24 protein-coding genes are annotated in these 20,747 nt (G+C 64.3%); 13 read left to right on the top strand and 11 right to left on the bottom strand.

What is annotated here, in order from left to right; all coding sequences use genetic code 11:
- The first annotated feature begins 2 nt into the window (after nt 1-2).
- From EOD29_RS10620 to EOD29_RS10605, 4 genes are all read left to right on the top strand, one after another.
- Nucleotides 3-2,441 carry an FAD-dependent oxidoreductase gene (locus EOD29_RS10620; protein ID WP_127246689.1) on the top strand — a complete coding sequence of 813 codons (2,439 nt, stop codon included), beginning with the start codon at nt 3-5 and terminating at the stop codon, nt 2,439-2,441.
- Nucleotides 2,441-3,550, top strand: a complete 1,110-nt coding sequence (locus EOD29_RS10615; protein ID WP_127246688.1) for a mandelate racemase/muconate lactonizing enzyme family protein — start codon at nt 2,441-2,443, stop codon at nt 3,548-3,550. The genes EOD29_RS10620 and EOD29_RS10615 overlap by 1 nt, the downstream gene beginning before the upstream one ends.
- A 102-nt stretch (nt 3,551-3,652) precedes the next feature.
- Nucleotides 3,653-3,976, top strand: coding sequence for a DUF2934 domain-containing protein (locus EOD29_RS10610; RefSeq protein ID WP_067321922.1), 324 nt, complete (start codon nt 3,653-3,655; stop codon nt 3,974-3,976).
- A gap of 99 nt (nt 3,977-4,075) precedes the next feature.
- Complete coding sequence (locus EOD29_RS10605) at nt 4,076-4,360, top strand: photosystem reaction center subunit H (RefSeq protein ID WP_095778953.1); 285 nt, start codon at nt 4,076-4,078, stop codon at nt 4,358-4,360.
- Between the two features lie 145 nt (nt 4,361-4,505).
- On the opposite strand, the gene EOD29_RS10600 is transcribed toward EOD29_RS10605, so the two are convergent.
- Both EOD29_RS10600 and EOD29_RS10595 read right to left on the bottom strand, forming a co-directional pair.
- Complete coding sequence (locus EOD29_RS10600; RefSeq protein WP_067321928.1) at nt 4,506-4,778, bottom strand: PilZ domain-containing protein; 273 nt, start codon at nt 4,776-4,778, stop codon at nt 4,506-4,508.
- A gap of 166 nt (nt 4,779-4,944) precedes the next feature.
- Nucleotides 4,945-5,094 carry a hypothetical protein gene (locus EOD29_RS10595; protein WP_095778956.1) on the bottom strand — a complete coding sequence of 50 codons (150 nt, stop codon included), beginning with the start codon at nt 5,092-5,094 and terminating at the stop codon, nt 4,945-4,947.
- Nucleotides 5,095-5,298: 204 nt separating this feature from the next.
- Here EOD29_RS10595 and EOD29_RS10590 point away from each other — a divergent pair, with 204 nt between their 5' ends.
- A complete protein-coding gene (locus EOD29_RS10590) occupies nt 5,299-5,481 on the top strand; it encodes a hypothetical protein (protein ID WP_067321930.1) in 183 nt (60 codons plus the stop codon).
- Nucleotides 5,482-5,591: 110 nt separating this feature from the next.
- On the opposite strand, the gene arsC is transcribed toward EOD29_RS10590, so the two are convergent.
- Genes arsC through EOD29_RS10575 form a run of 3 tightly spaced genes read right to left on the bottom strand, consistent with a single transcriptional unit; the run spans nt 5,592 to nt 7,041 of the window.
- Nucleotides 5,592-6,002 (bottom strand): arsenate reductase (glutaredoxin), encoded by a 411-nt coding sequence (gene arsC, locus EOD29_RS10585; RefSeq protein WP_127240443.1) that lies wholly within the window; start codon nt 6,000-6,002, stop codon nt 5,592-5,594.
- Nucleotides 5,999-6,694, bottom strand: a complete 696-nt coding sequence (locus EOD29_RS10580; RefSeq protein WP_127246687.1) for an MIP/aquaporin family protein — start codon at nt 6,692-6,694, stop codon at nt 5,999-6,001. The genes arsC and EOD29_RS10580 overlap by 4 nt, the downstream gene beginning before the upstream one ends.
- A complete protein-coding gene (locus EOD29_RS10575) occupies nt 6,691-7,041 on the bottom strand; it encodes a metalloregulator ArsR/SmtB family transcription factor (protein ID WP_067321941.1) in 351 nt (116 codons plus the stop codon). Before EOD29_RS10575 ends, EOD29_RS10580 begins: the two co-directional genes overlap by 4 nt.
- On the opposite strand from EOD29_RS10575, the gene EOD29_RS35905 reads away from it, so the two are divergent.
- Nucleotides 7,027-7,221, top strand: coding sequence for a hypothetical protein (locus EOD29_RS35905; protein ID WP_164746740.1), 195 nt, complete (start codon nt 7,027-7,029; stop codon nt 7,219-7,221). The genes EOD29_RS10575 and EOD29_RS35905 overlap by 15 nt on opposite strands.
- A gap of 494 nt (nt 7,222-7,715) precedes the next feature.
- Nucleotides 7,716-7,874 carry a hypothetical protein gene (locus EOD29_RS35900; protein WP_164763734.1) on the top strand — a complete coding sequence of 53 codons (159 nt, stop codon included), beginning with the start codon at nt 7,716-7,718 and terminating at the stop codon, nt 7,872-7,874.
- Between the two features lie 15 nt (nt 7,875-7,889).
- On the opposite strand, the gene EOD29_RS10570 is transcribed toward EOD29_RS35900, so the two are convergent.
- Nucleotides 7,890-8,072, bottom strand: coding sequence for a hypothetical protein (locus EOD29_RS10570; protein WP_095778960.1), 183 nt, complete (start codon nt 8,070-8,072; stop codon nt 7,890-7,892).
- A gap of 557 nt (nt 8,073-8,629) precedes the next feature.
- Between EOD29_RS10570 and EOD29_RS10565 the strand changes: the two genes are divergently transcribed.
- Both EOD29_RS10565 and EOD29_RS10560 read left to right on the top strand, forming a co-directional pair.
- A complete protein-coding gene (locus tag EOD29_RS10565) occupies nt 8,630-10,030 on the top strand; it encodes a sensor histidine kinase (RefSeq protein ID WP_067321944.1) in 1,401 nt (466 codons plus the stop codon).
- Complete coding sequence (locus EOD29_RS10560) at nt 10,027-10,671, top strand: response regulator transcription factor (RefSeq protein WP_066992920.1); 645 nt, start codon at nt 10,027-10,029, stop codon at nt 10,669-10,671. Before EOD29_RS10565 ends, EOD29_RS10560 begins: the two co-directional genes overlap by 4 nt.
- 182 nt (nt 10,672-10,853) lie before the next feature.
- On the opposite strand, the gene EOD29_RS10555 is transcribed toward EOD29_RS10560, so the two are convergent.
- The 3 genes from EOD29_RS10555 to EOD29_RS10540 form a co-directional block, all read right to left on the bottom strand.
- Nucleotides 10,854-11,330, bottom strand: a complete 477-nt coding sequence (locus EOD29_RS10555) for a hypothetical protein (protein ID WP_095824624.1) — start codon at nt 11,328-11,330, stop codon at nt 10,854-10,856.
- Nucleotides 11,331-11,923: 593 nt separating this feature from the next.
- A complete protein-coding gene (locus tag EOD29_RS35895) occupies nt 11,924-12,430 on the bottom strand; it encodes a hypothetical protein (protein ID WP_067321952.1) in 507 nt (168 codons plus the stop codon).
- Between the two features lie 311 nt (nt 12,431-12,741).
- Nucleotides 12,742-13,614 carry a DMT family transporter gene (locus EOD29_RS10540; RefSeq protein ID WP_245475309.1) on the bottom strand — a complete coding sequence of 291 codons (873 nt, stop codon included), beginning with the start codon at nt 13,612-13,614 and terminating at the stop codon, nt 12,742-12,744.
- 589 nt (nt 13,615-14,203) lie between these two features.
- Between EOD29_RS10540 and EOD29_RS10535 the strand changes: the two genes are divergently transcribed.
- The 4 genes from EOD29_RS10535 (at nt 14,204) to EOD29_RS10520 (ending at nt 19,374) form a co-directional block, all read left to right on the top strand.
- Nucleotides 14,204-15,355, top strand: coding sequence for an acyltransferase (locus EOD29_RS10535; protein ID WP_127246686.1), 1,152 nt, complete (start codon nt 14,204-14,206; stop codon nt 15,353-15,355).
- A complete protein-coding gene (locus EOD29_RS10530; RefSeq protein WP_245475308.1) occupies nt 15,352-16,467 on the top strand; it encodes a glycosyltransferase family 2 protein in 1,116 nt (371 codons plus the stop codon). Before EOD29_RS10535 ends, EOD29_RS10530 begins: the two co-directional genes overlap by 4 nt.
- 112 nt (nt 16,468-16,579) lie before the next feature.
- Nucleotides 16,580-17,605 (top strand): glycosyltransferase, encoded by a 1,026-nt coding sequence (locus EOD29_RS10525; protein WP_127246685.1) that lies wholly within the window; start codon nt 16,580-16,582, stop codon nt 17,603-17,605.
- Nucleotides 17,602-19,374, top strand: coding sequence for an ABC transporter ATP-binding protein (locus EOD29_RS10520; RefSeq protein ID WP_245475307.1), 1,773 nt, complete (start codon nt 17,602-17,604; stop codon nt 19,372-19,374). The genes EOD29_RS10525 and EOD29_RS10520 overlap by 4 nt, the downstream gene beginning before the upstream one ends.
- 232 nt (nt 19,375-19,606) lie before the next feature.
- Here EOD29_RS10520 and minE read toward each other — a convergent pair whose 3' ends face one another.
- On the bottom strand, nt 19,607-19,879 hold the full coding sequence (gene minE / locus EOD29_RS10510) for a cell division topological specificity factor MinE (protein WP_042638296.1): 273 nt from the start codon (nt 19,877-19,879) through the stop codon (nt 19,607-19,609).
- A complete protein-coding gene (gene minD / locus EOD29_RS10505; protein WP_095783344.1) occupies nt 19,876-20,691 on the bottom strand; it encodes a septum site-determining protein MinD in 816 nt (271 codons plus the stop codon). Before minD ends, minE begins: the two co-directional genes overlap by 4 nt.
- Between the last annotated feature and the right edge of the window lie 56 nt (nt 20,692-20,747).

The raw sequence follows: 20,747 nt of genomic DNA, 5'->3' as shown, positions 1-20,747 counted from the left end.
CGATGCAAGCACATGCGAGAGTGGTGATCGTCGGCGGAGGATGCGTCGGCGCCGGCATCCTTTACGGCCTGGCCAAGCGCGGCTGGACCGACGTTGCGCTGCTCGAGCGGACCCAGCTTACGGCCGGCTCCACCTGGCATGCGGCGGGCCTGATCCCGTCCTATACCCGCAACATCAATGTCGGCCGCATGATCAAGAAGACCATCGAGATCTATGAAGGGCTGGAGGCCGAAACCGGCCAGCCGGTCGGCTGGCACAAATGCGGCCAGCTGCGCATCGCCAACAGCCGCGACCGGCTAGACGAATTCAAGAGTTATATGAGCGTGGCCGACGTCCAGGGCATGCGCGCTGAGTTGCTGACGCCGGGCGAAGCGAGGCAGCTGGCGCCGCTGCTCGACAACGACCACATGCTGGGCGCGCTTTATCATCCCGATGACGGCCATATCGCGCCGGCCGATGTGACCATCGCCATGGCCAAAGGCGCGCGGGATCTGGGTGCCAAGGTGTACTTGAACACCGAGGTCACCGGCTTCAGGCGCACGCCCGGCGGCGAATGGCTCGTCCAGACTAACAAGGGCGACATCACCTGCGAGCACGTGATCTCCGCGACCGGCAATTATGCGCGCCAGACCGGCGCGCTGCTCGGCCTCGATATCCCGGCGATCCCGATCCTGCATCAGTACTGGATCACCGAAGCGGTGCCGGAAATCGTCGAGCGGAAAAGGCAGGGCCGCCCCGAAATGCCGATCCTGCGCGACGAAGGGTTCGAGGGCTATCTGCGCGAAGAAGGCGACGGGCTGATGTTCGGGCCTTACGAGCGCACGGCGAACCTGAAACTGTTCGCCGAGGACGGCGTCCCTTCCTGGTTCGGCGCCGACCTCGTCGAAGAAGATTTCGAGGCGGTGTCGTGGAACTGGGAGCAGGCTCTGCAGCTGGTGCCGGCGCTGGGGCGCGTCGGTATCAAGGCCAATGTGCGCGGACCGTTCCAGATGACCGCGGACGAGCTTCCCTTGATGGGGCCGGCCTGGGGCCGGCCCAATGTCTGGCTGGCCGAAGGCGTGCCAGGCGGCATCCTGTGGGGCGGCACGATCGGCTATTACCTGTCGGAACGGATCGTCGAAGGCGGCAACAGCCTCGACACCTCGGATCTCGATCCGCGCCGCTTCGGCGACTATGCCAACAAGGCCTGGACGCGCGAAAAGGTCCGCGAGGCCTGGGGCACACATGCGGAGCAGAAGTATCCGGGACAGGACATGCCCGCCGCCCGGCCGCAGAAGACCGCGCCTTCCTATGACAGGCTGACCGAGCTCGGCGCCGTCTGGGGCGTTCTCAATGGCTGGGAGATGCCCAACTGGTTCGCGCGCGACGGCGTCGAAGCCAAGGACCAGTATAGCTGGCGATGGACGCCGAAGGGGAACCTCGTCGCCCAGGAAGTCCAGGCGGTGCGCACTGCCGTCGGCCTGGTCGAGATGACGCCCATGACCAAGTTCGAGGTGTCCGGACCGAACGCGGCCGCCTGGCTGGACAGGATCATCGCCAATCGCTTGCCGGCGGTCGGAAAGGTGACGCTGGCCCATCACCTCACTGCAGGCGGCGGGGTGCAGGCGGAGTACATGGTGGCGCGCCTCGGAGAAGACCTGTTCTACCTCATCTCGACGCCGCGCGCCGAGCGCTGGAATTTCGACGATCTCTCAAGGCTGCTGCCCGCCGACGGCAGCATATCACTGAAGAACGTCACCAACGATCGCGGCTGCTTCACCGTCGTCGGGCCCAAGGCACGCGAAGTGCTGCAGCCGCTGACCGAGATCGATCTTTCGAACGAAAAGTTCCCGTGGTTCAGCGTGGCGACCGGCAGCGTCGCACTGGCCAGCGACGTGCGGCTGCTGCGCGTCAACTATGAGGGCGAGCTCGGCTGGGAACTCTATCACCCGCTGTCCTATCAGCGGCAGCTGCTGGATGCCATCCTCAAAGAGGGCGAGAAGCACGGCATGCGGCTTATCGGGCTGCATGCGCTGGAGTCGCTCAGGCTCGAAAAATCTTATCGCGCCATGTATCGCGACATGAACCCTGAGCTCAACGCGCTGGAGAGCGGGCTCGAGCGCTTCATCCGCCTCGACAAGGGCGATTTCGTCGGCCGCGAGGCGGTGCTGAAATACAAGGCGAGGAACGACCAGCGCCGGTCGGTGACGCTCAAGATCGAAACCGACGGCGCGAGCACGCTTGCCTCCGAGGGCCTTTATAGCGACGGCGAACTTGTCGGGCGCATTACGTCGGGCGGCTACGGCTATGCGCTCGGCCATGACGTGGCGCTGGCCCTTCTGCCGGAGCGTCTGAGCAAGCCCGGCACCAAGCTCGAGGTCGCCATTTTGGGAGAATGGAAGATCGCCGAGGTGATCGCGGACTCGCCTTACGATCCGACCTCGGCCAGGGCGCGTATGTGATGCGCGTCGATCGGATCAACGTCTATTCGGCGCAGCTGCCCGTCAAAGGCGGCGTCTACCGCATGGCCAGCGACGACGTGGAGTCGCTGGACTCGACGCTTGTCGAGATCGTGACCGAAGACGGTTTGACCGGTTGGGGCGAGACCTGCCCGATCGGACCGGTCTATCAGCCGCACCATGCGCTGGGCGCTCGCGCGGCGATCGCCGAAATCGCCCCGGGTCTGATCGGTGCGGAGATCGCTTCGATCAGGCTGCTTGCGAAACAGATGGACGAGCGCCTGAACGGACATGGCTATGCCAAGGCCGCGTTCGACATGGCCTTTCTCGACCTGCTCGGCCAAAAGCTCGGCGTGCCGGTCTCGACGCTGCTGGGCGGCGCGCTGACCGATCGCGTGCCGGCCTATTATTCGCTGATCGTAGGTCCGCCGGACGAAACGGCGAGGATCGCCGCCGACAAGGTGAAGGCCGGCTATCCGCGCCTCCAAGTGAAGATCGGCGGGCGCAACCTCGAAGAAGACGTGGCCGTCGTGCACAAGGTCTGGGAAGCTGTCGGCTACAAGGCGCGCATCGCGGTCGACGGCAACCGGGGCCTGACAATCGTGTCGGCAATCCATCTTGACCGGCTTTGCCACGCCATCCCCTTCGTCTTCGAGCAGCCCTGCAACACCATGGATGAAGTCGCTACGCTGAAGGGCCGCGTGACGCATCCGGTCTATCTCGACGAGAGCACCGAGGACCAGAACGCGGTGCTGCGAGCGATCTCCATGGGCATCGCCGACGGCTTCGGCTTGAAGGTGACGCGCCTCGGCGGCCTCACGAAGATGACAACCGTGCGCGACCTTTGCGCCATTCGCTCGCTGCCGCACAGCTGCGACGACGCCTGGGGCGGCGACATCATCGCGGCGGCCTGTGTCCATCTTGCTGCCACGGTCGAGCCGCGCCGGATGGAGGGAGCTTGGATCGCCCAAGAATATATCGACGGGCATTTCGACCGGAAGAACCCGGTCGTGATCGAAAAGGGCTTCATAGCCGTGCCGCAGCGGCCGGGCCTGGGCGTCAAACCGGAACCCGGGACATTCGGCAAGCCGCTGGCGACTTACGGAGCCTGACCACCGGCCAGGCTTTGGCTGGCGCCAGCCGATCACTTCTTGGGCCTCGGGGATCGTTCCGCCTCATCCCGCGTTGAGTGGCACGCAAAGGGAGGAACGGCAATGGATGATGATCGGACCGAGAAGATCAGGCAGCGTGCCTATGAGCTCTGGCAGCGCGAGGGCAGCTTGCATGGCGACCATGAGCGGCACTGGCGCCAGGCCGAGATGGAGATCGATCGCGAGGCGGCGCTGCCGCTCACCGCAGACGATGCGCTGCCGGGAACGCGCGAGATCGACAGCGCGGATGTGCTGACGGTCGAGGCGCTTGCGATACGCACCGGCATATCGGCCCAAGAAGCGCAGGAGTTGCTCGACAGGCTGGGCAGCGACCGCGCCGCGATCGAGCAGGCGGCGCGGAGCATCCGGGCACGGAAAGGGCTGTAGGTCAGGAACCCAGACGCGTGCGACGTTGCCGGCATTCGACGTCGGCGGAACCCTCGTTGCCATCGACAGTTCCTCCTGTCTAACCACAGGAGACCTGTCATGGATCATACCAACCACGTGAGGCTGACAAACGCCGAATTGACTCCCAGCATTCTCGAAGGCGCGACCATCTACGGCCCGGACGACGAAAAGATCGGCTCAGTCGACCACATGCATGGCAGCCAGGTCGTCATCGATGTCGGCGGCTTCCTCGGCATCGGTGCAAAGCCGGTCGCCGTCAGCGCCAACCAATTGGATTTCATGCGCGACGAGGACGGCGACGTCCACGCCGTGACCAGATGGACGAAGGACCAGCTGAAGTCGATGCCCGAGCATCACGACTGAGCACGGGAGGGTCCGACGAGAGCCGGGCCTCCATTCAGCAGGTCGCGCTCGGCGGCCTGCACGTGGCCCCCGCGCTCAACGAGACGACGGCGGTGGAGAGGCCGGCGACGCCGCTCTGCCCCGTTGCCGGGGCTAACGAAGGCCGTCAGCCCTTCATTGAATTGCTGTAGACCTGCACGCCGACGCGCTCGTTGCGGCGCCAGCGCACCACGGCACGATAAACGGCGTCGTCATCGGGAACAATGAGCGTGAAACGGTCGGGCAATTCCACCTGCGGCCCGACGCGCAGTTCGGCGCCATGCTCGTGCTGATTACGGACGGAGCACCTGATGCTGGCGTCGCCGGTGACGATTGTAGCCTCCTTCAGCACGAATTCTCGTGAATGAAGACGGCGCTCTAAGTGGGGAAAGGTGGCCATGATGCACTGGTCCCGAAACTTGCCCGGCGGGCTCAAACTCAATCGCCCGACGCACCACCCTAGCGCGGACGTGTTTCCGTTCCGTTAGCGTTTTCTAATCACTGCCCACTCGGCGATCCCGTTTCCGCACAGGCGGCGCCGGACCGAACGAGCTTGTCGCATGCCGCTAATGCCGCTTGAAATACTGGACCTCGCGCTCGTGCTTTTCGGCAGCCTCGCGCGACTTGAAGGTACCGAGATTCCGGCGTTTGCCGGTCCTCGGATCCACCTTGCGCGAATAGAGCCGGTAGTCGCCGGACTTCAGCTTGCGGATCATGGGACACCTCCTCTGCTCGTAAGTCTAATCCACTCGACGTGTCCGGGGTTCCAGCAGCGAACGTGATCCATTTCACGGAAGCGCCGCGCCGAATGTCGGAATCGACACGGCAGCGACACGATTGGGTCGGATTATTTGTACTCAAACGACTTCCGCGGCGTTAGTCTTTGCGTCCGCGAGCATGCCGGACTGGAGGAGGGTGAGATGGCGACGGCCAAGCTTCACGGCGTTGAACTCGTCAAGGGCCAGAGGTGGACGGTGCGCGTCACCGCCTACGGCACTACGCTGACCTTCCCTTTCGAAGCCGAGCAATTTGCGCGCTCCTATGCCGATGGTCAGGCCTTCCGCCTCGGCGTCGAGGTGGTCGAGTTGAAGGACTGCGCCTGAGCGGCTGCGGGCGTAGCGATCGCCGCCACGAATTCCAGCACCGCGCTGCCAACCTATCCGCCCAAGCTCCGACAGGGCGGACCGTTATGCATGAAAATGCATCTGGCGCTCTAGGTTTGCGGCAACCAGGCGACCTTCTCGCCATCCTCCTTGACGAATTCGCGCACGGGGTTGTCGAGCAGCGGCAGCACCGCCTCCGACGGCCGGCAGAGCCTCGTGCCCTTGGGCGTCTCCACGATCGGCCGGTTGATGAGGATGGGATGGGCGAGCATGAAATCGATCAGCTCGTCGTCGCTCCATTTCGGATCGGCGAGGCCAAGCTCCGCGTAGGGCGTGCCTTTCTCCCGCAACAGGTCGCGCGGGGGGATGCCCATCGCCGCGATCAATTCGAGTAGCCGTTCGCGGCTCGGCGGCGCCTTCAGATATTCGATCACCATCGGCTCCTCACCGCTGGCGCGGATCATGGAAAGCGTGTTGCGCGAGGTGCCGCAAGCGGGGTTGTGGTAGATGGTGACCGTCATGGCTCGGCTTTCAGTGCGGATTGCCCAATGTTTTCTGGCCGCAGCAGCCAGCCCATCAGCGCCAGCGCGATCAAGGCGCCGAGCAGTTCGGCGACGATGAAACCCGGGAGATCGGCCGGTCTGATGCCTGAAAAGCTGTCGGTGAGCGCACGCGCCACGGCGACGGCCGGATTGGCGAACGACGTAGAGGCAGTGAACCAGTATGCGGCGGTGATGAAGAGGCCTACCAGCCATGGCACAGCCCGTCGCTCGAAGCGCAGGCCGGCGAGAATTACAGCGACCAGGCCGAATGTCGCGACAATCTCCGAAAACCATTGCGCCGGTCCGGCGCGCAGCTTGGTCGCGATTTCCAAGGGCGGCAGGGCGAACATGAGGTGCGCGGCGATCGTGCCGGCGATGCCGCCGGCGAACTGCGCGGCGAGATAGGCAGGCAGATCGCGCGGCGGGAGCGACCGGTTCAAACAGAAGACGAGCGAGACGGCCGGATTTAAATGCGCCCCGGAGATCGGTCCGAGGATGGTGATCAACACCACCAGCATGGCGCCGGTCGCGAGCGTGTTGGCGAGCAGCGCCAGCGCGGTGTCATGCGTCAGCGTCTCCGCCATGATGCCGGAACCGACCACCGTTGCCACCAGCAGGCCGGCGCCCAGGGCTTCAGCAACGGCACGTCGCGGCAGATCGTAAGAGATCATTGCCGGGGCCCCTCGCCCGGCCGGCAGCACGGGGCGGCGAGCGCCGGCGCGCAGATTTCCGGCCGGCCCGAGCAGCAATCCTCCATCAGGAAGCGGATCAGAGCGGAAAGCGCATCGTATTCCGCGCTGTAGACGATCGAGCGTGCGTCGCGGCGCGTGCCGACCAGGCCGGCGCGCTCCAGTTCCTTGAGATGGAAGCTGACATTGGACGGAGATACCTCGACCTGTTCGGCAAGCGAACCGGCGGCGATGCCGTCCGGCCCGGCAACCACCAGCAACCGAAGCAGTTTCAGCCGCGTTTCCTGCGACAGCGCACCAAAGGCCATCAGGGCTTGTCGCTCATCCACGTTTCAACAATCCTTGAAATATTGAAACGAGGCATAGCCGACATGCTCACTCCTGACAAGAAATATCGTCCCCGCTCCTCCATTGGATCCTCGGACCTGACCATCGGCGATCTGCTCCACACGCTGGCTGATTACCAAGACAAGCCGCTGGTGTTTCGTTACGACGCGGCCGGCCGGTGAAATTTCCACCCCAACTAGGATAGTGGGTCGGTTTGAAATCGCGGGTTAGCCCAAACTCCCCCGTCCATCACGCTCTATTGAGCGAATGTGAATGATCGCCAGCTTCCTCTAAACCCGTGATTGTGATGAATATCCGACCGCCAGAGCACACCCAACAATGTAGCTCTCAGCAAGGAAAAGGGCTCGCGCCTAAACGCCGCGAGCCCTTCTCTTTTTACGTCACGCGCTTTTTGTAAGGGCCGCGCACTGTTGGCTTCTCGGCTTCGACAAGCGCAACGATGTTCGCGCTTCTCCCAAAGCTTGTCGGTGACGCCCGTTCCCGTCTATTTCCAGACGGGGCCTAGGCGAAAGCGCCTATTCTGATCGGGATGGACTTTCAAACTGACCCACTACCCAAATTAGCGATCTCTTGTATTTCTTGAAAATGAGGATCATGCTTGGCCCAATGCGTGGCAACCTGATGCGCAGCCGGGTGGATAAAAGGGTAAGGCGCCATGGAATTCGCAGTCTGCTATGACCACAGCGTGATCGATCTGGCTTGGTCGATCTTCCTCGGCATCACGACGGTTTTCATGTTCTTGGCGCCATTGGCCGTTGCGCGGCTTATAGGGATCTCGCGCGGGGCACCTGTCGCACGGCTTCAGACGGCCTGACAGCCGAGGCCTTTCCTAGCCGACGATTTTTAGCCCAGGCACTTCACCGAACAGCGCCGAGCAGTCGATCTCGTCCAGGAAAAGCGCGTTGGGATCGAGCACCAGCCACGATGTATGCATACGAAGATCCCTCAGCCTTGCGTTCTTTTCGGCGCGCGCCTGGCGCTCGGCCTCGGCAATCGAGGCCAAGCCTGGCATCTCGGCCTTGTGAAGGTGAGAACTCCTCGACATAGCGAGACAAAACGCGGTCGCCCTATTTTGCGTTCCAGCCCATCCGCCTGAAAACAAGTGCGGTGATCATACCCGCGAGCACGACCGAAAAGCCGGATGGCCAAGGCCACCCCAAGCCGCCGCACGTTTCATTCGCGCCGCCATCGCTACGAGCGGCCCGACTGAATCAGCGCAGACCCAGAAAACTCAAAATGGCGATCACGATGACGATAGCACCTACGATCCAGATGATGTTGTTCATGGTCCTCTCCACATGTCGGCGGTCAGGAAACGCGCCTGCCAAGGGGGCATAGGCCGAAGTTTCTTTCGGGAGCCCTCGCAAAGACCTCAACACTTAGAAACTGTTAATGTTCCGCCCGCATCTGTGCCGGGGGCCGGACTAGGCGTTCTTGGCACCTGGAAGCGGTTTCTGCAGCCTCGACGGCCGCGCTGTTAACCGCTCGCCTGAAGGCCGGACCAAGGTCGGTGTCGCAATTGCCGCGGCTGGCCTATACTCTTTGTCCGTGGTGGGGTGAATCGCGCGAATGCTCAGGGAGACCTTGAAGCGACTTGTGCAAATCTGGAGCGGGCTGTCGCTGGCCTGGCAGTTTGTGATTGCCGGCGGCATCGGGCTTTTGGCGGTGATGCTCGTGGTTGGCCTCTGGGTGACGTCGCAAATCCGCGAAGGCGTGATGCACAACTCCGCCACCACGACGGCGCTCTATGTCGACAGCGTGATCGCGCCGCTGCTGCCGGACCTGCGCAAGAGCCGCGAGCTCGACGACACGGTCAAACGGGCGCTGGACGAGACGCTCGGCCAGGGCGCGCTCGGCAAGAGGCTGGTGTCATTCAAGCTGTGGCGGCGCGACGGCACGGTGCTTTACGCTGATAACTCGAAGCTGATCGGCAAGACGTTTCCGCCCAACCCCAATCTGATCTCGGCCTTTGCCGGCAATGTCGTGGCGGAATTCAACAACCTCGCCGACGATCCTGAGACCAGCGAAGAGAAAGCGGTGACCGCGCCGTTGTTCGAGATCTACAACCCCGTGCGCGAACCCTGGTCGGGCGAAGTGGTGGCGGTGTCGGAATTCTACGAAGTCGCCGACGATTTCCAGGAGACGCTGAACTCAGCACTCAGATGGACCTGGCTGGTGGTGGCCGGCGCCACCGCCGCCTCGCTGGCGCTGCTGTCGGGCATCGTGTTTCGCGGCAGCCGCACCATCCAGACGCAGCGTGCCGCGCTGGAAGCCAAGGTCACCGAGTTGCAGGAGGCGCTGGCGCAGAACTCGTCGCTACGCCAACGCGTGCAGCGCGCCTCGCGGCGAGCCACTGCCATCAACGAACGCTACCTGAGGCGCATCGGCGCCGACCTGCATGACGGCCCGGCGCAGCTGGTGGCGCTTGCCGCGCTCAGGATGGACAGTCCGGTGCTGGTCGACCCCGCCACGCCCAAACCGCAGCGCGAGGCGGAAATCGCCGGCATCCATAAGACGCTGGGCGAAGCGATGAGCGAGATACGCGGCATCTGCAACGGCCTGGTGCTGCCGCAGATCGAGACGCAGGCAGTGGCCGACATATTGCGGCTGGCGGTCGCCGAGCATGAGCGCCGCACCGACACCAAAGTGCTGCTGACGCTGCCAGAGCGCTTGCCGGAACTCGGCACCTCAGAGAAGATCAGCATCTATCGTTTCGTGCAGGAAGGACTGAACAACGCCTTCCGGCACGGCAAGGGCAAGGGCCAGCAGGTGAGAGCCACGATGAAGGGCGGCAAGCTTTTGGTCGAGGTGCAGGACACCGGCCCGGGCTTCAATCCTGCGCGAAGCGAAGGCCTCGGGCTCGCCGGTCTCAGGGAGCGTATCGAAAGCATTGGCGGGCAATTCGAGACGCTTTCGGGGCCGGGGGGAACGAGACTGGTAATCACATTGTCTGTCGAGGAGCAGCCGTGACCGCACCCATCCGCATCGCTATTGTCGACGACCATCCGCTGTTTCGTGAGGGCGTGGCGCGCAGCCTCGGCGAGATCGGCGGCTTCGAGCTTGTCGGCGAAGGCGCCAGCGCCGAGGACGCCGAAAAGCTGGTCCGCGCCAGCGCGCCCGACGTGCTGCTGCTCGACATCAGCATGCCCGGCGGCGGCCTCAATGCGCTGGCCAGCATCCTTTCGGCGGCGCCTGAGCAAAAGATCGTCATGCTCACCGTGTCCGAGACCAATGCCGATGTCGCCCAGGCGCTGAAGGCGGGCGCGCGGGGCTATGTGCTGAAGGGCGTCGGCTCCAAGTCGCTGGCCGAGATCCTGCGCGACGTCGCCAACGGCCAGAGCTACGTTTCGCCGACGCTTTCGGCCCGGCTGCTGTCGGATCTCTTGCAGCCCACCAGCCGCAAGCCCGACCCGCTCAGCCAGCTCACCGGCCGCGAGGCCGAGATCCTGGGGCTGGTGGCGGAGGGCCTGAGCAACAAGGAGGTCGCGATGCGGCTGTCGCTGCAGGAAAAGACGGTCAAGCACCACATGACCCGAGTGCTCGCCAAGCTCAACGTGCGCAATCGGACGGAGGCGGCGCTGCTGATGCATGAAGCGAGAGAGAGGAATTAGTGAATAGTGGAAAGTACAGTGAATGGTGAAGCGTCGGCGCGTTCCCATTCGGTGAAGTGCGTTTCGTTGATTACTGTTCCCTATTCACCATTCACCGTCACTTCAAAAGCAAATCACCCCCGCCTCTGAAGGCGGGGGTGACATGCGAAGGCGCGGGAAAAGGGGGTAGCTTCTCTCGGCCCTCACAAGCCTAGCAGACGGGCCAGATCCTTCTCGGTCGCCCGGCGCTCGACGATGGTGCGGCCTTGCGCATCGCTCATCTCGAAGCGTCCGTTCTCGATCTCTTCCTTCATGCCGTTGCGGTGGATGATGGTGATCCTGTTGCCGTCGATCTCGATTATGTCGCCCGTCGCCGCATTGACACGGCTGGCGGCCTTGCCGCCGGGGCTGGTGTTGCCTTTGCCGCTGTTGTTGCCAGGACCGGCATTGGCATTGCCGCCACCGGCATTGCTGTTGCCAGAATTGCCGCCAGCGTTTCCGCCGCCGCTGTTGCCCCCGCCGCCATTGCCGTTGCCGCCGCCGTTGTCGGCATAAGCGGTGGCCACCAGAAGCTTGGCGAGGCTATTGGACGTGAAATGACCAGGCGCGGCAAAAAGCGCCAGCGCGGCCGCGGCGCGCAGCGTAAGGCGGACAAACCTTTTTGAGGCGGGTTCGCGCATGCCGTCCTTGGTTCATGCCGGTTCCGCCTCGGCCCTGCCGAAGTTCCGCTCTCAGCCCGCCAAGGCGGAACCGGTGTCTTGACCAGACAAGATTCACGCTTTGGTAAGGTTACGGAAGCGGCCCACGACCCATGCCATGTCCGGTCGGACCTTTTTGCAGTCACTTGGGGACCATTGTCGCACCAGCCGGGAACACAACTGGAAGCTGCGACTGCCGTCGCGTTAACCAAATCGCTTGGAAAGCGGCCAGCAATTCATTATGACTGTCGCACGCGAGAACGGCGCGGACACTCAACGAACCGCGGCATGCTACGGCGCATGCGCCCCTCCTGGACGAAAAAGCGCCGTAACCTTTGGTTTGCGCATGAAATGTTTCCCCGGACTGCGGGGGCATGCGCCAAGAGCCCGCCTTATCCGGCAGCCGTCTCAAGGGCTCCAAAAAAGTACCCCCGCCAAAAGGCGGGGGCAAGGTGAGCAGCGGGAGTTCTGTCGTAAGACGATCAGGACCGAAGAGACGAAGCAAAAGGTGGCAACCTGATTTTGCAGCGCTGGCTTTTGGCCCCTTAAGATCTAATCCAGATAGAACCTCGCTCTCACAAACTCTTTAGGCGATCGAGATCGGCCACTGTGGCCTTGCGCTCGACGATGGTGCGACCAAACTTGTCCTCCATCCTGAAACGGCCGTTCTCGATGCTCTCCTTCATTCCGTTCCGGTGCGTGACCTGGATGCTATTGGCACTGACCTCGACCTTGTCGCCGGTCGCCGCATTCACATGATCATCGACATCGCCGGTTGCTGCAGTGTTCGTTGCGCCCTTGCTGTTGCCGCTGTTTCCGTTTCCGTTGTTACCGCCCGAGTTGCTGTTTCCGCTGTTGCCGCCCGAGTTGCCGTTCCCGTTCCCGCTGTTGCCGCCGCCGCTGCCGTTACCGTTGCCGCCGCCGCTGTTCCCACCGCCATTGCCGTTTCCATTGCCGCCTTTGCCGGCATAGGCCTTGGCCACGACAGGACCGTCGAAGGAGAGATGAAAAGGCGCGACAACAAGCGCCAGCGCAACGAGCGCCCGCAAGACATGCCTGCAGCCCATGCGCGATACGCGCATCCCAATCTCCCCTTGCCAGCCATCCGACCCTTCGGCCGAACTACCCCACCGGCAATGTCGCAACATCAGCATCCCTAATCAACCCGTCGTGGGGAAGTGGCCCACGACCCTTGTCTTGCTTTTTAAGACCTTTTTCGCAGCGGTGTCGGACCTAAGTCCTATATCAACCACCAGATGTGATCGGGCACGGCTGCGTGCACGGCTTTTTCTGGCGTGGATACCCGCGTGCACGGCTTCGCGCAACGCGCTACGAGTGGTTGTTCTATGCTCTCCCAAAACCGCCGCGCCCTCAGGCGATATGGCATTGATCCTTAACAGGGTGACGGAACCGGCGCTCTCGCCGTTACGGCCGCGCCGAACGCGGCGGCAATCACGGCGCCAATACCGGCGCACTGCAAAACGCTCAAACTCTCGTGCAGGAAGAGAAACCCGGTCAGCGCGGCGCCGGCGGGTTCCAGGCAGACGATCATGCCATAGACTTTCGCCGGCATTCTGGCGAGCACCATCATCTCCAGCCAGAAGGGCAGCGCGCTGGAGAACAGCCCGACGACGACCGCGGCCGCCATGACATGCGAGTCGGTGAGATAAGGTTCGGCTGCGGTGAAGCCAAAAGGCAGCGCGACGAGCGCGGCGATCGCCATGCCATAGGCCGAGGTGCGGGCGCCAAGCTCGGCGCCGGCCTTCTGCGCACAGATGATATAGAGCCCCCAGCAGGCGCCGGCGGCAAGCGCAAGCAGCACGCCGATTGGATCGAGCCCGCGGCTGATATCGGCGAACGGCGAGAGCAGCACGATGCCGGCGACCGCAAGTACCACCCAGACGAGGTCGAGAAGGCGCCGCGAGCCGAGTGTGGCGACAAAAAGCGGGCCGGTGAATTCGAGCGCCACGCAGATGCCCAGCGGAATGCGCTCGAGCGCGGCATAGAAGAGCAGGTTCATCACCGAAACGGTGACGCCATAGACGGCGAGCCAAGGCAGACCCTTTCGTGTCGGCAGCACTTTCCATGGCCTGAGCACTGCCGCCAGCATCAGCGCGCCGATGAGGAGTCTCAGCATTGTTGTGCCGTCCGGCCCTAGGACCGGAAACAGGCCCTTGGCGAAGGCCGCGCCAACCTGCACCGAAAGGATGGCACCCAAGCAGGCCGAGGATGGGCAAGGCTCCCAGCTGCGACTGCGGTTTTGCACTCGGCGTCGACGTCACTTCTCCTCCACCCCCCGCGCCCCGGTCCGAGGCGGCGATAGAGACTGGCGTTTCCCTTGTCTTGAGGCAACGGGGCCGGATGGTTGGACAAGGCCTCTCGCGACTGGTTTGCTGCGCCGCACAAGACTTTGAAATTCAATATACTTTTCACAACGCGATTTGAATAGTCTTTGGCTAAATGGAGTGTTACTGTCAATATCGCCAAAACACCCGCTACGGTTGTCGCAATGCGTCACAGCATCCGTAGCGATAAATACTTCAAAAATCAGACCAACCGACCATCACCATATAGGACCATAGGCCAAACTTCCCAAGTCAACTGTCGTCTGCAACCCTCCAAATCACAGCTTTATTTCAAACTCGTAAGCATTGTGTGTTGCGCCGCAACATAAGCGGAGACAGATGTTAACCAACATGGGCAGTGGAGGATGCCGCTACGTTGAGCCGAATGGGCAGTCCGCTGACAGCCAAGGACGGCACTCTCGCCCCGGACGGAGATTCGTCGACAGGCGGAGTCGGCGTGCTTTGCAGGTCCAGCGCAGGATCTTACGACGGAGCCTGGGGGCCCCGCCAATGACAGGTCAGCGCGACATCCAGCTTGATGCAGTGCGAGCTGTAGCCGTCACGCTGGTGCTTTACGCGCATTTCCTTGCGCCGAACGGCACCTCCTTCCTCGGCCATCTCGGCGTGCGGCTGTTCTTCGTGCTCTCCGGCTTCCTGATCACCCGGCTTTTGCTTGACGCGCGTGACGGCAACGCATTCGCTTCCGGGCCGGCCCTGCGCGCCTTCTATGCAAGGCGCGTGATCCGAATTTTTCCGCCTTATTTCGCGGTGCTGGCCCTGGTCTGGCTCACCAATCTGGAACAGTCCAGCTCGTCGCTTGCCTGGCATGCGCTTTATCTCTCGAACTTCTGGTATGCGCTGCGCAACGACTGGAACCCCTGGCTGCTCTGCCATTTCTGGAGCCTCAGCATCGAGGAGCAGTTCTATCTCGCTTGGCCGCTGATCGTGCTTCTGGCGCCGCGCCGGCGTATCGAGGCGATCACGATCGGCGTCATCCTCTTCTCGTTCGCGTACCGCTTCTACTGGCCGCTCACCGCCAACCCGGCGCTCGCCCGGGACCTGTTGCCGCCGGCCTCTATGGACGCGCTTGGCTGCGGCGCCCTACTTGCCGTTCGCCGCGCCAGGGGCGCCGATGTGCCGCGCTGGATGCGGCTCGGCTGGCCGGCTTTCGCGGTCGTTTTCCTGCTCGTCGTCTGGTCCGATCCAGGACCGGCGAACTCGGGATGGGAGTGGGCGCACTGGGCGCTGGTGCAGGTGCTGCCGCTGGTGCCGCTGGTGGCGATTGTCGCCGCCTGCTCCAACGGCCTCGGCGGCAGGCTCGGCAAGCTGGCCGAACTGCCGCCGCTGCTTTTCCTCGGCCGCATCAGCTACGGCGTCTATCTCTACCACCCGATCCTTCTCGCCTACGCCGTCAAGGCGCAGCCCTGGATCCCGCTCAACGTGTCGGAGCAAGGGCCTGGCCGCTTCGTTGTCGCAGGCGCCGCCACGCTGCTTGCCGCCTCTCTCTCCTGGGCGCTGTTCGAAAAGCCGCTCAACGGTCTCAAGCGTTATTTCCCCTATGTCGCGCGGCCGCGCGCGGGCATGGCGGGCGAGACAAGCTGGATAGGCCCGCCGGCCAGCGTGTCCGCGCTGGACCTGCAGCGAACCGAGGCGAGGCGATGATGGCGAGCGCCACTCCCCTCATCTCCGTGCTGCTGCCGGTCTACAATGCCGAGCCCTATGTCGGCGCTGCAATCCAATCGATCCTGCGGCAGGATTACAGCCGGCTCGAGATCATCGCTATCGACGACGGTTCGACCGACCGGTCGCTGGAGATCCTCGACCGCTGCCGCAAGGCGGATAGCCGCGTATCCATTGTTTCGCGCGAGAATCGCGGTCTCGTCGCCAGCCTCAATGAGGGGGTGGCGATCGCGCAAGGCGAACTCGTCGCGCGCATGGACGCCGACGACTTCGCCTATCCCTGGCGGCTGTCGCACCAGGCGGCGCTGTTTGCAACGCGCCCCGAGCTCGGCTTCTGCGGCTCGGTCGTCGACATGCTGGTGCGTGGGCGTATCGCGCCCGGCAGGCTCGACCCGGTGTTCCGCCTCGACCTTGCCGCGCTCGCGAAATTCTTCACGATCTTCATGCACCCGACCGTGGTCTACAACCGCCGGGTGATCGGCGAGGTGGACCTTCATTACGACGCCGCCTACCGGCATGCCGAGGATTTCGACCTCTTCCGCCGGCTCGCCGACCGTTATCCGGCGGCCCTGATAGAGGAGAGCCTGCTGGTCTACCGCGTGCATTCCGGCAGCGTGACCAGCCGGCATGTGAAGGAGATGCGGCGCACACATCTCCGGATCGTCGGCGAAAACCTCGAGCGCGAGGGTCTGACAGACGATACCAAGGACCTGCGCGCCATCGGCGATCAAGTTTCCGTCGCGACGGTGGCCGGGGCGGCGGCCTTCATTCGCGCGCTGGAAGAGCGGATTGCCGCGCTGCCCGCGGCGGTGCGCCCGAGCTTCGAGGCCGGTGCGCTCAACCTCTTCTATTTCCTCTACCAGCTCGTCAACGACGAGGAGCAACCCGCGCTCACGCATGAGCTTTTGACGCTTTCCGCGAAATGGAACGCGATCCGCCGCCGCGAGCAATATGCGTTGCTGCCCGGGGCCTGGGCACCGTGGCTCAGCCAGGCTTCGATGTGGGCCGGCAAGCAGGCCGACAGGCTCGCCTACCGCTTCAAATCCACGCCGGCGGCATCGGTGCTGGCGCCTTACAGGATGGAGGCGGCATGAGCAGCTTTGGCCGCGTCCACTCGCCGGCGGTGGAAATCGGCGAAAGCCGGCGCGACAGCCAATCTCCCCTCACAAGCAGGGAGGTCAGCAGCCTCAGCGCTGAGCCCTCTCCATGAACGACGCGCGCCATCCCCTGCCGCGGCACCCGGCCCTGCCCGCGCCTCCCTGGCCCAGGCAGCGGCCGCAGGTCTCCTTCATCGTCTGCACGCGTGACCGCGCGGCGGTGCTTGAAGCCTGCATCGATTCGATCCGTGCCGCCTGTCTTGCGCATCCCGCCTTCGCCGCCGAACTGGTGGTGGTCGACAACGGCTCGCGCGACGGCACGGCGGAATATCTTTCCCGGATCGCCGCGAGCTCCGACATTCCACTTACGGCGATCTCAGAGCCGCGGCCCGGGCTGGCGGCGGCGCGCAATGCGGGGCTGGCGCGGGCGCGCGGGCACGTGCTGGTCTTCAACGACGACGACTGCAGGCTCGACCGCAACTACCTCGCCGACCTCCAACGGCATTATGCAAGCGGTGAGAAATGGCTGATCCGCGGCGGCCGCGTCGAACTCGGCGATGCGCGCGACCTGCCCTTCACCATCAAGCGCTGCGACGAGCGCCAGCGGCTGACGCCCGCCGTGCATCCGGGCGGCTTCGTGCTCGGCTGCAACATGACCATGCATCGCGACGTCGCCGCTCGCATCGGCCCCTTCGACGAACGCTTCGGCGCCGGCGGGCCGCTGCGCTCGGCGGAAGACACCGACTACCTGGTGCGCGCCATGCTCGCCGGCATGGCGGTGGAATATGTGCCCGACATGACGATCTTCCACCACCACGGCCGGCGCGGCCGCAAGGCGATCGATCGGCTGCACCGCGACTACCATTTCGGCAATGGCGCGCTGTGTCTCAAGCATTTCCGCCGCGCGCCATGGCTGCTTCGCCATTTCTATTGGGCGGCGCGTGCCGCCACGCGCGAGCTGATCGGCGGCCCGCGCTTCGACCAGGATCTCAGGCTCTCGCACTGGCCGATCGTTTTGATGAACCTCGCGGGCGCGGCGAAATTCATGGCGCTCGTGCTGGCCGGCCGGCCCGATCGGCAGCCGCGGCGCGCTGAGGATGCGGCCGAGGCCAGTGCGGAGGCCGGCACGCCATGAGCGGGCACCCGACACTGGCGATGCTGCGGCGGGCGCTCGGCCGCCGTCAGCTCGGCCTGCTGCCCGTCGTGGTCGCGCTCGGGCTTGCCAGTGCTGCGCTCGAAGGCTTCGGCATCGGGCTGATCATTCCGCTGCTCGGCATCATCATGGGACATGGCGAGGCGACCGGCATGGCCGGACTCTCCGGCCTGCTGCAGAAGGTCGGCGCCGGGCTCGGCGAGCGCGAGCGGCTGATCGCGATTTCGGCCGCGATCCTCGGCTCGATCCTGCTCAAGAACCTGCTTGCCTTCGCCAATGCGGTGCTGACCGCGCATATCTACGGCAAGGCCGGTCAATCGATCCGCGGCGCGCTCGCCGAACGCCTGCTCAGCGTCGGCTATCCGTTCTTCCTGAAGGAGAGCCCAGGGCGGCTGCTCAACATCATCTCCAACGAATCCTGGCGGGCGTCGGACGCCATGCAAGGGGTGCTGGGCGCGATCGTCAGCGCCTCGGCGGCGGTTATCCTGCTTGCCTTCCTACTGCTCTTATCCTGGCAGATGACGCTGCTGGTGATGCTCGGCCTGGCGCTGGTGCAAGCGGCACATATGGTGCTGTCGGCCCATCTCAAGGGCCCGAGCCGCAGCGTCGCGGCCCGCAACAGCGCTTTAGCCTCGCAGATGCTGCACCTGGTGCATGCCGGCCGTCTCATCCGCATCTTCGGCCAGGAGGCGCGCGAGAAGGCGGCGTTCGAGAAGGCATCGGACAGCGTGCGGCGGGCGGCCTTCACGCTTTCCAACCGCCAGGGCGCGCTGGCGCCGCTCACCGAAGTGCTGCACGCCGTGCTGTTCCTGGCGGTGGTGATCGGCGCCTGGCTTGCCGGCTTGAGCTTCCCGCTGGTCGCCGCCTTCCTCATCCTGCTTTACCGCCTGCAGCCGCATGTGCGCGCGCTGCAGATGACCTGGAGCCAGCTGCAGGGGCTTTCCGGCTCGCTGGAGGAGGTGAGCTGGCTGCTCGACCCCGAGGGCAAGCCCGCGCCGCCCACGGGCAGCCGCCCGTTCGCGGGACTCGGCGAGAAGATCGCCTTCGAGGGCGTCAGCTTCAGCTATGCCAATGAGGAGCAGCGCGCGGCGGTGCTGCATGCGGCGAGCTTCGACATCGTGAGCGGCCGCTCGACGGCGCTGATCGGCCGCTCCGGCGCCGGCAAGACGACGATCGTCAACCTGCTCTGCCGCTTCGTCGAGCCCGATGGCGGCCGCATCCTCGTCGACGGCGCGCCGCTCGGCGAGATCGACCCGGCCCAATGGCGGGCGCATATCGCTCTGGCCAGCCAGGAGCTGGAGCTGGTCGACGGCACCATCCTCGACAACATCACCTACGGCAAGGACACGGCCAGCGCGGAAGAGGCGCGCCGGGCGGCGAAGCTCGCCGAGGCGCATGGCTTCATCGAGACGCTGCCGCAGGCCTACCAGACGGTGGTCGGCTATCGCGGCGTCAACCTGTCGGCCGGGCAAAGGCAGCGCATCGCGCTGGCGCGAGCGCTGCTGCGCGACCCCGACATTTTGATCCTCGACGAAGCCACAAATGCGGTGGACGGGCTCTCGGAAGCGGCAATCGTGGAAACGCTGAAATCGCGCGCCGGCCGCCGCACCACGATCGTCATCAGCCATCACCACTCGACCATCGCGTTCTGCGACGACCTGGTGATCCTGGAGCATGGGCGGGTGAAGAAGCAGGCGCCGTTCGCGGAACTGGCGGCGCGCAGCATGGATGAGCTGTACCAGCCGGAGTGAGGGCTTTCTTTGCGGGGGAAGTGGCGAAGGTTGGCGCGAGACACCCCCCTCTGCCCTGCCGGACATCTCCCCCGCAAGGGGGGAGAGTGGCAGCTCCGGCTGCCGCGCTCTTCCTGCTCCGTCGGAAGTTGGCGAAAGCGGCGACGACATCTGATCTCCCCCTTGCGGGCCCTTGCGGGGGAGATGTCCGGCAGGACAGAGGGGGTGCTGTCCCGCCGGCTCTAAACCAGCTTCACCCCGCCATCGCCAGTGGCGCGGCGCTCTTGTTGGGGATCTGAATGTCGATCTCCAGCGTCGACATGGTGGCGCCGCGATCCATCGAGACCTGGAGATAGTCCTGGTCGATCTGCACATGCTTGGCAATGACGGCCATGATCTCCTCGCGCAGGATGGAGACGAGGTCTGGCTGGCCACGGCTCTGGCGTTCATAGGCGAGCAGCAGCTGCAGCCGCTCGCGCGCCACAGGCGCACTGGTGCGCCGCTTGAAGAGGTCGAGAATGCTCATGCCGCCCTCCTTCCGAGAAGCCGTTCGAGGAAACCCTTGCGCTCGAAGGGGACGACCACCGGCAGGTCCTCGCCTTCCAGGCGCCGTGCCGCTTCGAGGTAAGCCTTGGCGGCGATGTTGATCGGCTCGCTGAGCGTCACCGGCGCGCCGAGGTTGGAGGCCCTGAGCACATCCTGGCTTTCCGGGATGATGCCGAGCAGCGGCGTCGAAAGGATCTCCAGCACGTCGTCGATCGACAGCATCTCGCCGCGCGAGGCGCGCGCCGCGTCATAGCGCGTGACCAGCACGTGCTTCTGGATCAGCTCGCCCTGCTCGGCCTTCATGGTGCGGGCGTCGAGCAGGCCGATGATGCGGTCGGAATCTCGCACCGACGACACTTCCGGGTTGGTGACGATGACCGCCTCGTCGGCGAAGCGCATGGCAAGCTGGGCGCCGCGCTCGATGCCGGCCGGGCTGTCGCAGAAGACATAGTCGAACACCGAGCGCAGCCGGGCGATGACTTCGGCAACGCCCTCCTCGGTCAGCGCGTCCTTGTCGCGCGTCTGCGAGGCCGGCAGCAGATACAGCGTCTCCAGCCGCTTGTCGCGGATCAGCGCCTGCGACAGTTTTGCGGTGCCCTGGATAACGTTGACCAGGTCGAACACCACGCGGCGCTCGGCACCCATGATGAGGTCGAGATTGCGCAGGCCGACGTCGAAATCGACCAGCGCAACCTTCTTGCCGGTCTTGGCCACGGCAGCGCCGAGCGCGGCCGTCGAGGTTGTCTTGCCGACGCCCCCCTTGCCCGAGGTGACCACGACTACCTTGCCCATATATCCAGCCTCCGTTGGCGATTTTTATTCTCTGGCCGTGCCGGGCACGGCGGACT

This window comes from Mesorhizobium sp. M1A.T.Ca.IN.004.03.1.1 (assembly GCF_003997555.1).
Taxonomy (GTDB): Bacteria; Pseudomonadota; Alphaproteobacteria; order Rhizobiales; family Rhizobiaceae; genus Mesorhizobium.
The sequence above is the reverse complement of the archived record's forward strand: the minus strand, read 5'-3'. Positions and strand labels throughout refer to the sequence as shown.